Raw genomic sequence first — 13,265 nt, 5'->3', positions numbered from 1 at the left:
TATTCGTGGCGCAGCGTGTCGTGGTCACTCTCTTTGACGACATCGACGGCGGAGAAGCGGCGGAAACGGTCGTCTTCGGGCTCGACGGCAGGTCGTACGAGATCGACCTCAATCAGGCCAATGCCAAGGAACTCCGCAAGGCCCTCGCCCCGTACCTCCTGGCGGGGCGCAAGCGCTCCGCCAGGACCGGCAAGGCCTTCACCCGCACCGACCTCAGCCCGGACCCCGCGGCGGTACGCGCCTGGGCCCGCTCCAACCGCTTCGACGTCCCGCCGCGCGGCCGGATCCCGAAGCGGGTCTACGAGGCGTTCGCCGAGGCCAACTGAGGAGTCGGCGGAGCATCCGGCCCCGCCGTCAGGAACCCCGTCAGGAACCCCTCGGGGCAACCGACTTGCGCTGCACCCCCGGCGGTCAGTTAGAGTCTGGAGCACGCCGAGGGGCAAGGCCGAAAAAGCCGCACCTCACGGGGTCACGCGGGTGTAGTTCAGTAGTAGAACATCCCCCTTCCAGGGGGAAGGCGCAGTGTGCAATTCCTGTCACCCGCTCCGCATCGCGTACCGATCACTCTTCTGGGTGCGGTAGGCTGATGCTCGCGCCGATCGGGCCGCTTCTTCGGGAAGCGAACTGGTCGGAGGCAATGCGAACGTAGCTCAGTTGGTAGAGCGCAACCTTGCCAAGGTTGAGGTCGCCGGTTCGAACCCGGTCGTTCGCTCCATATCGAAGCCCCGAATCCCATTGGATTCGGGGCTTTCGCATGCCTCGACGGCTTCTGACATTTGTCATGTGCGCCGATGACACCGCGCACTGCCACCGCGCCCCGGCCGCCGCGAGGCTTGACACATGACCAGCAACGAGCGCGTGATCGACGTCACTGATCTGCGCCGCGTGTACGGGGACAGCCGACGGGGTTCCTTCGAGGCGGTGCGCGGAGTCAGCTTCTCCGTGGGCCGCGGCGAACTCTTCGCGCTTCTCGGCACCAACGGCGCGGGCAAGACCTCCACCGTCGAACTCCTCGAAGGACTCGCGGCGCCCGCGGGCGGCCGGGTACGGGTTCTCGGGCACGACCCGTACACCGAACGCGACCGGGTACGGCCGCGCATCGGCGTGATGCTCCAGGAAGGCGGCTTCCCCGCCGAGCTGAACGTCGCCGAGACCGTCCGCATGTGGGCCGGCTGCACCAGCGGCGCGCGGCCCGTGGCGGAAGCCCTGGACATGGTCGGACTCACCGGCCGCGGCACGGTCCGCGTCAAACAGCTCTCCGGCGGCGAGAAGCGGCGGCTCGACCTCGCGCTCGCGCTGTTGGGACGCCCCGAGGTGCTGTTCCTCGACGAACCGACGACCGGACTCGACGCCGAAGGGCGCCGCGAGACCTGGGAGTTGGTGCGCGCGCTCCGCGCCGACGGCACCACCGTCCTGCTGACCACGCACTACCTCGAGGAGGCCGAGGCGCTCGCCGACCGGCTCGCCATCCTGCACGAGGGCCGGATCGCCGCCGAGGGCCGCGTCGACGAGGTCGTCGCCGCACAGCCCTCGCACATCACGTTCGAACTGCCCGACGGCTACCACCTGGGCGATCTGCCGCCGCTCGGCCCGCTCGGCGTGACCGGGCACGAGCTGACCGGGCGCCTCGTCCGGCTGCGTACCGACGAGCTCCAGCGGGCCGCCACCGGCGTGCTGCTGTGGGCCAGGGACGCGGGCGTCGAACTGCGCCGGCTCGACGTGCGCGGGGCCTCACTCGAAGAAGCCTTCCTGCGGATCGCGCGGGACGCGAAGGACGAGACCGGGCAGCGGGACGAACAGCGGGCCAAGGAGATGGCGGCATGAGCACGGTGACGATGATGACGACCCCGGCCGGGCGCCTGCGGGCCCTCGCGCGCGCCGAGCTGACGCTCATCGGACGGAGCAAGGGCGTGCTGTTCAGCGCCGTGTTCGTACCCCTCGTGCTGCCGTTCAGCGCCGGCATGTCGCTCGACGAGAAGGCGCTGAAGGGCACCGGGCTCAGCGTCGGTGTCGTCGTCCTGTCCTCGGCGATGGGCTTCTCGCTGCTGTTCGCCGTCTACAGCGCGCTGGTCAGCGTGTACGCGGCACGGCGCGAGGAGTTGGTCCTCAAGCGGCTGCGCACCGGCGAACTGCGCGACGCCGAGATCCTCACCGGAGCCGCGCTGCCCTCCGTCGCGATCGGGCTCGTCCAGTGCGTCGTCCTCGCGGTCGCCTGCACCGTGGCGCTCGACGTGGGCGCCCCCCGGGCGCTCCACTACGCCGTCCTCGGGCTGCTCCTCGGCATCCCGCTGTGTGTCGCGCTCGCCGCGGTGACCACCGTCTTCAGCCGCAGCGTGGAGAGCGCCCAGGTCGCCGCGATGCCGATGCTGCTCGTCTCCATGCTCGGCTCCGGCACGGTCGTCCCGCTGGAGGTCATGCCGGACACCCTGGCCTCCGTCTGCGAACTGCTGCCGCTCACCCCGGCCCTCACTCTGATCCGCGGCGGCTGGAGCGGCGAGCTGACCGCGTACGACGCCCTGGGCGCCGTCGCCACGGCGGTGGCCTGGATCATCCTCGCGGTGTTTGCTGTACGACGGTGGTTCCGGTGGGAGCCGCGGCGGTGAAGCGGGCGGGAGCGTAGCGGTGCGGACATGGGGCCGGTGGCGGGAGCGCAGCAAGGTCGAACGGGTCGAGTGGCAGAGCCGGCTCATGCTGCGCTCGGTGAACTGGCTGTACTTCGTGGCCTGGTCGGGGCCGACGCTCGCCGGGTCGCTGCGCCACGACGGCCCGGCGCTCGTCCTCGGCGCCGCGCTGGCCGCCGTGAGCGTCGCCCAGTGCGTCGTCGGCGACTTCCATGTGCGCAGCGCCCTGGACCAGTACCTGGGGCGCGGTCCCGTGCCCCGCGTCCACACGCGCGCGGCGGGCGGGCTCCTCGTGGTGGCGCTCGGCCTGATCGCCGCGCTCATCGCGACCGACAGCGTGAAGGACAGCCTGGTCGTCCTGCCGCTGCTGTTCGCGCCGATGCCGTTCGGCTGCGCGTACGTGCTGACCGTGCCGATGCGGACGTTCCTCAGGCGCAGCGGCCTGGGGATCGCTGCGGCCCTCGCCCTGTTCGCCGCCGTGGGCGCCGGGATCGGCCAACTCATCGGGATGGGCGCCGTGCTGGGCCTCAGCGTCCCCCTGGAACTGCTGTGCGCCCGGTGCAGCGCCTGGAACCTCTCCGTCATGTGGGAGTCCGAGCACGCCCGCGAGGTCGAGGCGCGGCTCGCCGTCGCCGAGGAGCGGCTGCGGTTCGGCCGCGATCTGCACGACGTCATGGGCCGCAACCTCGCCGTGGTCGCCCTCAAGAGCGAGCTGGCCGTGCAACTGGCCCGGCGCGGAAGGACCGAGGACGCCGTGACCCAGATGATCGAGGTGCAGCGCATCGCGCAGGACTCGCAGAAGGAAGTGCGTGAGGTCGTACGGGGATACCGCGAGGCCGATCTCGGAGCGGAACTCGCGGGAGCGCGGGGCGTGTTGAGCGCGGCCGGGATCGACTGCTCGGTGACCGGGTCGGCCGCGGGGCTGCCACCCGAGGTGCAGTCCGCGCTCGGCTGGGTGGTGCGGGAGGCCACGACGAACGTGCTGCGGCACGGCGCCGCCGAGGTCTGCTCGGTCGGGCTGGACATCGGGGCGCGAGGAGTGGTGCTGACCGTGGAGAACGACGGGGCCGGGGCGGTCGACGCCGCGGTGGGCGGATCGGGGCTCGCCGGGCTGCGGGAACGGCTGGCCGTGCTGGACGGAACACTGGAGGCCGGGATGGTGCGGACGGGCGTCTTCCGCCTGGTCGCGGCCGTGCCGGTACCGGCGGCGGCGGTGTCGGCGCCCCGCGCGCGGGAGGCGGTCCGATGACGTTGCGCGTCCTGCTCGCCGACGACGAACACCTCATCCGCGGCGCCCTCGCCGCCCTGCTCGCCCTGGAGGAGGATCTGGTCGTCGTCGCCGAGGCGGCCAGCGGGCCCGAGGCCCTGGCGATGGCGCGGGCACACGCTCCGGACGTCGCCGTCCTCGACCTCCAGATGCCGGGCGCCGACGGTGTGAGTGTCGCCACAACCCTCCGCGCCGAACTCCCCCACTGCCGGACCATGATCGTGACCAGCCACGGCCGCCCCGGGCACCTGAAGCGGGCCCTCGCGGCGGGGGTGCGCGGCTTTGTGCCGAAGACCGTGAGCGCCCAGCGGCTCGCCGAGATCATCCGGACCGTGCACGCGGGAAACCGTTACGTGGACCCGGAGTTGGCTGCCGACGCGATCTCCGCCGGGGACTCGCCGCTCACCGCGCGCGAGGCCGAGGTGCTGGAGCTCGCCGCCGACGGGGCGCCGGTGACGGAGATCGCCGAGCGGGCGGCCCTCTCGCAGGGGACCGTACGGAACTATCTGTCCTCGGCCGCGACGAAGCTCGGCGCCGAGAACCGTCATGCGGCGGTGCGGATCGCACGCGAGCGAGGTTGGGTATAGTAGGCGTCGCGCTTCGGCGCACGGAGCACCGCGAAAGCGGCGCTTTGCGAACGTAGCTCAGTTGGTAGAGCGCAACCTTGCCAAGGTTGAGGTCGCCGGTTCGAACCCGGTCGTTCGCTCCGAGAAGCGAGAGCCCCGGTCCTGATCAAGGACCGGGGCTCTCGGCGTCTCCCGGGGGCTTCCCGGTGCGCGTGCTACGCCCAGGGGACCCCGGTCAGCAGCTCGTACGCCTCGATGTACTTGCCGCGCGTCGCGGCCACGACCTCCTCGGGCAGGGGCGGCGGCGGCTGCTCGCTCTTGCGGTCCCAGCCGGAGGCGTCGGACGTCAGCCAGTCCCGGACGAACTGCTTGTCGTAGCTGGGCTGGGCGCGGCCCGGCTGCCACTGATCGGCCGGCCAGAAGCGCGAGGAGTCCGGGGTCAGCACCTCGTCGGCGAGGACCAGCGAGCCGTCCTTGTCGAAGCCGAACTCGAACTTCGTGTCCGCCAGGACGATGCCGCGCTCCCGCGCGATGTCCCGGGCCCGGCCGTACACGGCGAGGGTCGCCTGGCGGAGCTGCGCGGCGGTCTCCGCGCCGACCCGGCGGGCCACCTCCTCGTAGCTCACGTTCTCGTCGTGCTCGCCGACCTCGGCCTTCGTGGCGGGCGTGAAGATCGGCGCGGGCAGCTCCGAGCCGTCCTCCAGCCCTTCGGGCAGAGCGAGACCGCAGACCGTACGGGACGCCTTGTACTCGACGAGGCCGGAGCCGGTGAGGTAGCCGCGGGCCACGCACTCGACCGGGACCATCTCCAGCGACTTGCAGACGAGCGTGCGGCCCGCCCAGTCGGCGGGGGCACCGGCCGGCAGCTCCGTGGAGACGACGTGGTTCGGCATGAGGTCCTGGAGCTGCTCGAACCACCACAGCGAGAGCTGGGTCAGGACCCGGCCCTTGTCCGGGATGGGGGTGGGCAGGACCCAGTCGTAGGCCGACATGCGGTCACTGGCGACCATGATCAGGTCACCCGCGTCGTTCTGGTACAGCTCGCGCACCTTGCCGGTGTGGAGGTGGACCAGGCCCGGGACCTGCGCTGGTTCGGGCTTTTCGACGAATCCGGACATGGTTCCTCCCGGTGGTTCTCTACATGTGCTCTGATTCTCCCGTACCGGGGGACGAGTTCTGGCCATGGGTCCGCCGACCGGCCCGGTCGGCGCGGTCCGCTCGGGCCGTCTCAGTCCCGTCCGGGCCCCGTCTCAATCCCGTTTGCAGATGCGGTCGAGCAGGTTCGCCGTCGCCCGTTGGACCCGCGCGTCCACGTGGCCCGGACGGTCGAGCGCCGGGGACCAGGCGAACGTCCCGGACGCGAAGACCAGCGCACCCGACGGCGCCCGGTACAGGGACGTCTCCTGGTGGCGGCGGGCCTTGTCGCCGTCGCGGTACGGGGAGTGGGCCAGCAGGATGCGGTCCTGGTGCTCGGGCAGGGCCGTGCGCGGGAAGTAGCGGTCGGCCTCGCCCGCGACCAGGCCGTCGATCTCGTCGCCCTCATGGGCGCCGGTCGCCTCCCACAGCCAGTGGTCCGCGTTCCGGACGACCAAGGGGTGCGGCTCGGGGACACGGCCCGCGTACTGGATGCCCAGGAGCTGCTGCTCGGGCTTGTCGATCTCCCGCCAGAGCGCGGGCTTCCCCGGCCCCCTGCGCTTGCGGCAGGTCAGCAGGCGGTCCGGCACCCCGGACGCGGACGGGCCGAGCTCCACCTGCCAGTACATGGTGTTGGCGGAGAGGAAGACGAGGGAGGTGCCCTTCTCGCGGGCCAGCTCGGTGGTCCGGCGCATGTTCGCCGACCAGTACTCGTCGTGGCCGGGGAAGACCAGGCCCCGGTAGCGGGTGGGGTCGACGCGGCCCGCGTGCAGATCGCGGGCGTCGGCGTACGCGAGGTCGTAGCCGTAGCGCTCGGCCCAGCGGATGAAGTCGTAGGCGTGGCCGACGTGCAGGGGCAGGCCCGCGCCCGCGTACGGCCGGTCGAAGGAGACCGTCGTCGCGGCCTCGCTCTCGCCGAGGAGGCGGCCCTCGTCGTCCCAGGCGTGGTAGAGGCTGGCGCCGGTACGGCCGTCCTCCGGGTAGAGGTTGTACGCCTGCCAGGTGATGTCCGGGAGCAGCAGGAGCAGGTCGGCGGGCTGGGAGTCGCGGACCGTGAAGGGCACGTGCGAGCGGTAGCCGTCGAGCGTGGTGAGGACGGCGACGTACGCCCCCACGTTCCAGTACGACGGGATCTGGAGCCGCCAGGACAACCACCAGTGGTGGCAGGAGACGGTACGGTCGGCGGTCAGCGGGGCGGGCTGCACGATGCCGGACAGGCGCGGGCTGGTGGTGATCTTGCGGGCGCCGTCACCGGCGTAGTGGCCGATGCGGTAGATGTCCACGCTGAACTGCTGCGGCGGATCGACCGTGATGTGGAAGTCGATCGACTCACCGGGGGAGGCGGCACCGGTCGAGGCGAAGCCCTTGATCTGGCGGCGTACGTCGTCGGCGGTGCGGGGGCCGCTGGTGCGCGGCGCCGGGAGACCGCCCGTGCCGGACTGCACGGCCGGATCCACGTACCAGGGGACGACCTGGCCCGTGTCGTCGAAATACAGCTCGCTGCCGCGCAGCCACGGCAGCGGTCCCTGGCCGAACGGGTCGCTGACGGCGTGCGCCATCGCCCCCGACTCCCAGCGCAGCGTGCGCGGGCGGGGTGGCGGTACGGCGCTCCGCGCTGCCGCGTCCTCCGGGTGCCCCACGCTGTCCGGCCCTACGCTCTCCGGCCCCATGGCTGCTCCCCTCCCTCGCCCCGAGCCCTGGTGCGCGGTGTTGTTCCGCCACCGATCCCAGCACATCACATTACGCACGCACTCCGTCACCGTTCGTCTCGAATTGGCGAGAGTGGAACGTTTACCTCCGGATACGGCGGGGTCAGACGAGGCGCACGGGTTTCTCCGGGCGGATGCCGAGCCGGGCCAGCCAGCCCTTCAGCGGTTCGGGGTCGCCGTCCTCGACGAGGCTCAGGACGCGCGGTGCCAGGTCCCCCGCCCGCTCCCCGCCGACCAGCAGCGCCGGGCCGTCGAGCCAGTCCAGGCCGGGGGCGGCGCCGGCCGTGTCCACAGCCGCGCAGCACACCATCGCGGTGACGTGGTCGGCCAGCAGCTCCCTGCCGCTGCGCGGAGGTTGCAGCGGGAACAACGGCAGCGCGCCCTCGTCCCACAACGCGTCGTCCGGGCCGCTGCTGGTCGGCGCGGACGGCGTCGGACGCGCCCCCTCCTCGCGTGCCAGCTCGGCGCTGAGCCCGGCGGAGAGCGAGTCGGCCTCGGGGCGGGGGGCCGGGGAGAGCAGCGCGTCGAGTTCGGCGTCGGTGTACGTCTCCGGCGGTGCGGCCGGGATCGCCGCGGGGGCCAAGGGAACCGAAGACACCGATGAGGCAGAGGGGGCCGATGGGGCAGAGGGGGCGGAGGGCGACCGGTCGGCCGCGGGGGGCTGGTCCTCCGGGCGGGGGGCGGGGTCCGTGGCCAGATGGTCGAGGACCCGGGCCAGGGTCGGGCCCTCGGCGGCGGTGGGGGCGTCGGCACGGGCGCTGCGCACACCGAGATTGTCCAGAACCCGGTGCAGGCGGGCGGCGTCCGTGCGCCACGTACGGTCGACCACCTCGTCCGGGTACTCGTGCCAGTCCACCGGGGCCCAGTCGGGCCCGGATTCGGCGGGTCCGCCGTGGAAGAGGCGCGCGGCGAGCAGGGAGGCGGCCTCGTCCACGGCCCCCGGCTCCTCCAAGAGGTCGCAGGCGGGGCGCTCGCCGAGCCGGGACGCAAACCCCTCCGCGAGCCGGTCGCGGCGGGACAGCTCGGTCAGGGCGGCGACCACACCCACATCCAGGCGGGACGGCCAGCGGCCCATGCGCCAGGCGGGCAGCGCGACCCGGGTGAGCAGCCGGTCCCAGCCCGCGTACGCGAGCCCGACCTGCTCCTGGGCGACGATCCTCAGCCCGTAGTCCACGGCCTGGGCGCGCTCGGCACCGGCGGCGGCGACGCCACGCTCCATCTCGGCGGCGTGCACCCGGCAGCCGCGCAGCATGAGGCGCGCGACCCGGCCGACACCGCTCAGCGCGGCTCTGGCCACGGGCCCGCGCCCGGGGGCGGCGGCGACCGCGACGGCGGCGTCGAGGCCGCGCACGAAGCGCCGGGCCGCCGCTATGTCGGGGTGGGCCGAGGGCCCCGTACCGGCGACGACCGGGGCGAGGACGGCGCGCAGCTCGGCCACCCGCATCCACCACAGGAACGGGGAGCCGATGACCAGGACCGGCGCCACGGGCAGCTTGCCGCCACCGCCCGCCGAGGTCCGCGGCGGGCCGTGCGCCGGATGCGTACGGTCCTCCAGCCAACTGTCGCAGTCCGGGGTGAGCGCTATGGCCGACGGCGCCGGAACGTCCAGCCGGTCGGCCAGGTCACGCACCAGGCGGTACAGGTCGGGGGCCGTCTCCTCGGCGATCGGGACGGTCGGGCTGAGAGCGGGCCTGGCACGCGCCACGACCAGCGCGACAGCCGCGGCGGCGAGCAGGACGAGCACCGCGAGAACGGTCACCACGAACCGCGCGGCGTCCCAACCCCCGCCCGTCAGATGCCCGGTGGCGCCGCCCGCGAGCAGGATCACCGACGCGGCGGCGGGCAACAGGGCCAGCGCCGTGGCCCTGCCGCGGATGCGCAGCACGGCGACGGCCCGGGAGCGCGCAGCCTGCGCACCCGCTTCCACACCCATACCGGACACGACCGATGTCACCCCCTGCTGCCCGTACCTTTTGCCCGACCGCGGGCCGAGACCCGCGGCAGGACACTGGTGGCGTTGCTCACTCCCCCACTGTGGCACCCGCCACTGACATCGCAATGCCGGTGGTCCGTCTGGTTCTGTCCGTCACCGGGACGATTCCCGACGGGCCGGGGGTTCACTACCTGGGGGTCCGAACTCCGTGCGCCGCACCCTAGTTGGGGTCGGGAGCATCGTCAGCCGGATGGGGGATCGGTCACTCGATGGAATGGCTTTGGGCAAAGGTGGCTGACATGGGAGCGCCGGGCGAGAGAAGGTGACACTCGCCCGGCGCTCCGCTGAGGCCTGTTTCGGCCACCGGTGCTCAGCTCCCGTCGGGAGCCCCGCTCAGCTCTCGGCGGCGGCCTTCGCGGCGATGTCGGTGCGGTGCTGCGATCCGTCGAGCCCGATGCGGCCCACCGCGGTGTAGGCGCGCTCGCGGGCCTGCGCGAGGTCCGCGCCGGTCGCCGTGACGGACAGCACCCGGCCGCCCGCGCTGAGGACCGGTCCGTTCTCGCTCTCCCGCTTGGTCCCGGCGTGCAGGACGTACGCGTCCGGGGCATCCTGTGCCGCCACCGCGTCGAGCCCGGTGATCGGGTCGCCGGTGCGCGGGGTGTCCGGATAGTTGTGCGAGGCGATGACGACGGTGACGGCCGCGTCGTCGCTCCAGCGCAGCGGTTCCAGGTCGGCGAGGGTGCCGTTCGCGGCGGCGAGCAGGATGCCGGCCAGCGGCGTACGCAGGCGGGCCAGGACGACCTGGGTCTCGGGGTCGCCGAAGCGGGCGTTGAACTCGATGACGCGCACGCCGCGGCTGGTGATGGCCAGACCGGCGTAGAGCAGGCCGGAGAAGGTGGTGCCGCGCTTGCGCATCTCGTCGACGGTGGGCTGGAGCACCGTGTCGAGGACTTCCTGGACCAGCTTCGGGTCGGCCCACGGAAGCGGGGAGTAGGCGCCCATGCCGCCGGTGTTCGGGCCCTCGTCACCGTCGAGCGCGCGCTTGAAGTCCTGGGCGGGCTGGAGCGGGACGACCGTGGTGCCGTCGGTGATCGCGAAGAGGGAGACCTCGGGGCCGTCGAGGAACTCCTCGATGACGACGCGCTCGCAGGCGTATCCGTGGGCGCGGGCCTTGTCGATGTCGTCGGTGACGACGACACCCTTTCCGGCGGCGAGGCCGTCGTCCTTCACCACGTACGGGGCGCCGAACGCGTCGAGCGCCTCGTCGACCTCGGCGCGCGTCGTGCAGACGTAGGAACGGGCGGTGGGTACGCCCGCACCGGCCATGACGTCCTTCGCGAACGCCTTCGACCCCTCAAGGCGGGCGGCCTCGCCGGACGGGCCGAACACCGGGATCCCGGCGGCACGGACGGCGTCGGCGACGCCCGCCACCAGCGGAGCCTCGGGGCCCACGACGACGAGGCCGGCCTCCAGCTCCCGGGCGAGGGCGGTGACCGCGGCGCCGTCGAGCGCGTCGACGGGGTGCAGCTCGGCGACCTCGGCGATGCCTGCGTTGCCAGGGGCGCAGTGCAGGGCGGAGACGGCGGGGTCGAGGGACAGAGAGCGGCACAGGGCGTGTTCGCGGGCGCCGCCGCCGATGACGAGGACCTTCACGCGGTCAGCCTATCCGCCTGGGCCCGGTGCTCTTGTACGGGCTTCCCAACGGGGGGCGTCGCCGTGGTTGTGCGTTCCTCCAGGCGGGGCGGTTCATGGGACGCCGAGTTGCGCTCATGGGACCCGGACCGCCATGGGGACGGGGGTGCTACTCGTTGGTGAACTCCTCGACCACGGTCGCGCCCAGCTCGCGGACGATCAGGTCGTGGCCGGACAGCGCGTTCTCGTCCAGGTCCGGATCGTCGTCCTCGGGGATGTCGTCCTCCACCGAGACCGGGCGGCGAGCCGGGGCGGGCGCCGGGGCCGGTGCCGCCTGAGGGGCCGGGGCCGGTGCGGCGGGCGCCGGGGACGAGGCGGCCGTCGGAGGCGTGGAGGGCTGCGGCGCGGGCGGCGGGGCGGGGGCCGACTGGTAGCCACCCCCGTGACCGCCGCCCCCATAGCCGCCAGGTGCCGGCGGCGCCGGGGCGTCCCCACCGGCGTCGACCACCGCGTCGACCTTCCAGTGCACGCCGAACTGCTCGGTCAGCGCCGCCTTCAGTACGTCCTCGCTGCCGCTGCTCACGAAGTTGTCGCGGGCGCCCGCGTTCACGAAGCCGAGCTGGAGTGTGGTGCCGTCGAACCCGGTGACCTGCGCGTTCTGGCTCAGCAGGATCCAGGTGAAGCGGCGCTTGTTCTTCACCGCCTCCAGGATGTTCGGCCAGAGGGTGCGGGGGTCCGGGCCGCCGACGGGTGCCTGGGCCGCGGGCGCGGCAGCGGGCTGCTGCGGGGCCGAGGCGCTCGGCGCGGGGGCCCCCGACGGGGCGGGCGGGCGGCCCGTACCGGCGGAGGCGGCCGTGGGCCAGCCGCCGGGCCGACGGGCTCCACCTGCCTGACCCGCGCCGCCGGTGGGAGCGGCGGTGGGCCAGGCTCCGGGGGTCGGGGCGGCGGGGGCGGCCGGGGCGGCTTCCGGGGTCGGCGGGGCGGGAGGCGCGGTCGGGGCCGCGGCTTCCGGGGCGGGGCCGCGCACGGCTGCGCGGGCCGCCGCGGGCCCACCCCCCGGGGCGACCGGGTCGACCGGTGCGGCCGGGGGGTACGCGGCCACGGGCCCGGGCGAGGGCATCGGCGCGGCCGGAGCGGGTGCGTGGGCATCGGGCCCGGGAACGTACGCCATGGCGGGACCCGGCCCCTGGCCGCCCGGGGTGAAGGCGCCGCCGCGCTCGATGCGGTCGAGGCGGGCCATGACGGAACGGGCGTCGTCGTACGCGGCGGGCAGCAGCACGCGCGCGCAGATCAGTTCGAGCTGGAGGCGTGGCGAATTGGCGCCACGCATCTCGGTCAGGCCCTCGTTGACGATGTCGGCGGCGCGGCTCAGCTCGGCGGCGCCGAACGTCGATGCCTGCGCCTGCATCCGCTCCACCACATCGGCGGGGGCGTCGATGAGCCCCTTCTCCGCCGCGTCCGGGACCGCGGCCAGGATCACCAGGTCCCGCAGCCTCTCCAGCAGGTCGGTGACGAAACGGCGCGGGTCGTTGCCCCGCTCGATGACGCGGTCGACGACCTCGAAGGCGGCGGCCCCGTCACCCGTGGCGAACGCCTCGACGACGGAGTCGAGCAGCGAAGCGTCCGTGTACCCGAGCAGGGCCGTCGCCATGGCGTACGTCACCCCGTCCGCACCGGCACCGGCGAGCAACTGGTCCATGACGGACATCGAGTCACGCACGGACCCGGCACCGGCCCGCACCACGAGCGGCAGCACACCGTCCTCGACGCGGCTGTCCTCCTTGGCACACACCTCGCCCAGGTACTCGCGCAGCGTCCCCGGCGGCACGAGCCGGAACGGGTAGTGGTGCGTACGCGAGCGGATCGTCCCGATGACCTTCTCGGGCTCGGTGGTCGCGAAGATGAACTTGAGGTGCTCGGGCGGCTCCTCGACGACCTTCAGGAGCGCGTTGAACCCCGCCGACGTGACCATGTGGGCCTCGTCGATGATGTAGATCTTGTACCGGCTGCCCGCCGGACCGAAGAAAGCCTTCTCCCGCAGGTCACGGGCGTCGTCCACACCACCGTGCGACGCCGCGTCGATCTCGATGACGTCGATCGAACCCGGCCCGTTGCGCGCGAGGTCCTGGCAGGACTGGCACTCACCGCAGGGGGTCGGCGTGGGACCTTGCTCACAGTTCAGACAGCGGGCCAGGATGCGCGCGCTGGTCGTCTTGCCGCAGCCGCGCGGACCACTGAACAGGTACGCGTGATTGACCCGGTTGTTCCGCAGCGCCTGCTGCAACGGGTCGGTTACATGCTCCTGCCCGATGACCTCGGCGAACGACTCCGGGCGATAACGGCGGTACAGCGCGAGAGACGACACGCATACGAGGTTATAGGCGCCCACTGACAACCGGCCCC

Annotated in this window: 10 protein-coding genes and 3 tRNA genes; 8 read left to right on the top strand and 5 right to left on the bottom strand. The window is 73.1% G+C overall.

The window, feature by feature from the left end; all coding sequences use genetic code 11:
• Positions 1-5 precede the first annotated feature (5 nt).
• The 8 genes from ACIRF8_RS25575 to ACIRF8_RS25540 all read left to right on the top strand — a co-directional run bounded on the left by ACIRF8_RS25575 (position 6) and on the right by ACIRF8_RS25540 (position 4,594).
• A complete protein-coding gene (locus ACIRF8_RS25575; protein WP_404218058.1) occupies positions 6-326 on the top strand; it encodes an Lsr2 family protein in 321 nt (106 codons plus the stop codon).
• Between the two features lie 147 nt (positions 327-473).
• Positions 474-545, top strand: a tRNA-Gly gene (locus ACIRF8_RS25570).
• A 94-nt stretch (positions 546-639) separates the two neighbouring features.
• Positions 640-715: transfer RNA gene (locus tag ACIRF8_RS25565), tRNA-Gly, on the top strand.
• A 125-nt stretch (positions 716-840) separates the two neighbouring features.
• On the top strand, positions 841-1,824 hold the full coding sequence (locus tag ACIRF8_RS25560) for an ABC transporter ATP-binding protein (RefSeq protein WP_404218055.1): 984 nt from the start codon (positions 841-843) through the stop codon (positions 1,822-1,824).
• Entirely contained in the window at positions 1,821-2,603 is a 783-nt protein-coding gene (locus ACIRF8_RS25555) for an ABC transporter permease (RefSeq protein ID WP_404218053.1), read from the top strand. The genes ACIRF8_RS25560 and ACIRF8_RS25555 overlap by 4 nt, the downstream gene beginning before the upstream one ends.
• A 19-nt stretch (positions 2,604-2,622) precedes the next feature.
• Positions 2,623-3,870 carry a sensor histidine kinase gene (locus ACIRF8_RS25550; RefSeq protein ID WP_404218051.1) on the top strand — a complete coding sequence of 416 codons (1,248 nt, stop codon included), beginning with the start codon at positions 2,623-2,625 and terminating at the stop codon, positions 3,868-3,870.
• A complete protein-coding gene (locus ACIRF8_RS25545) occupies positions 3,867-4,475 on the top strand; it encodes a response regulator (protein WP_404218049.1) in 609 nt (202 codons plus the stop codon). The genes ACIRF8_RS25550 and ACIRF8_RS25545 overlap by 4 nt, the downstream gene beginning before the upstream one ends.
• A gap of 46 nt (positions 4,476-4,521) precedes the next feature.
• Positions 4,522-4,594, top strand: a tRNA-Gly gene (locus ACIRF8_RS25540).
• A gap of 75 nt (positions 4,595-4,669) precedes the next feature.
• Here the strand turns inward: ACIRF8_RS25540 and ACIRF8_RS25535 are convergent.
• The 5 genes from ACIRF8_RS25535 to ACIRF8_RS25515 form a co-directional block, all read right to left on the bottom strand.
• Entirely contained in the window at positions 4,670-5,572 is a 903-nt protein-coding gene (locus tag ACIRF8_RS25535; RefSeq protein WP_404218047.1) for a phosphoribosylaminoimidazolesuccinocarboxamide synthase, read from the bottom strand.
• Positions 5,573-5,704: 132 nt separating this feature from the next.
• Positions 5,705-7,147 (bottom strand): N,N-dimethylformamidase beta subunit family domain-containing protein, encoded by a 1,443-nt coding sequence (locus ACIRF8_RS25530; RefSeq protein WP_404218210.1) that lies wholly within the window; start codon positions 7,145-7,147, stop codon positions 5,705-5,707.
• A gap of 253 nt (positions 7,148-7,400) precedes the next feature.
• A complete protein-coding gene (locus tag ACIRF8_RS25525; RefSeq protein WP_404218045.1) occupies positions 7,401-9,230 on the bottom strand; it encodes a hypothetical protein in 1,830 nt (609 codons plus the stop codon).
• Positions 9,231-9,623: 393 nt separating this feature from the next.
• On the bottom strand, positions 9,624-10,883 hold the full coding sequence (purD, locus tag ACIRF8_RS25520) for a phosphoribosylamine--glycine ligase (RefSeq protein WP_404218043.1): 1,260 nt from the start codon (positions 10,881-10,883) through the stop codon (positions 9,624-9,626).
• A 148-nt stretch (positions 10,884-11,031) separates the two neighbouring features.
• Positions 11,032-13,227, bottom strand: coding sequence for a DNA polymerase III subunit gamma and tau (locus ACIRF8_RS25515; RefSeq protein ID WP_404218041.1), 2,196 nt, complete (start codon positions 13,225-13,227; stop codon positions 11,032-11,034).
• Positions 13,228-13,265 lie beyond the last annotated feature (38 nt).

The sequence above is a fragment of the Streptomyces sp. NPDC102406 genome (assembly GCF_044765725.1).
Classification (GTDB): domain Bacteria; phylum Actinomycetota; class Actinomycetes; order Streptomycetales; family Streptomycetaceae; genus Streptomyces.
The sequence above is the reverse complement of the archived record's forward strand: the minus strand, read 5'-3'. Positions and strand labels throughout refer to the sequence as shown.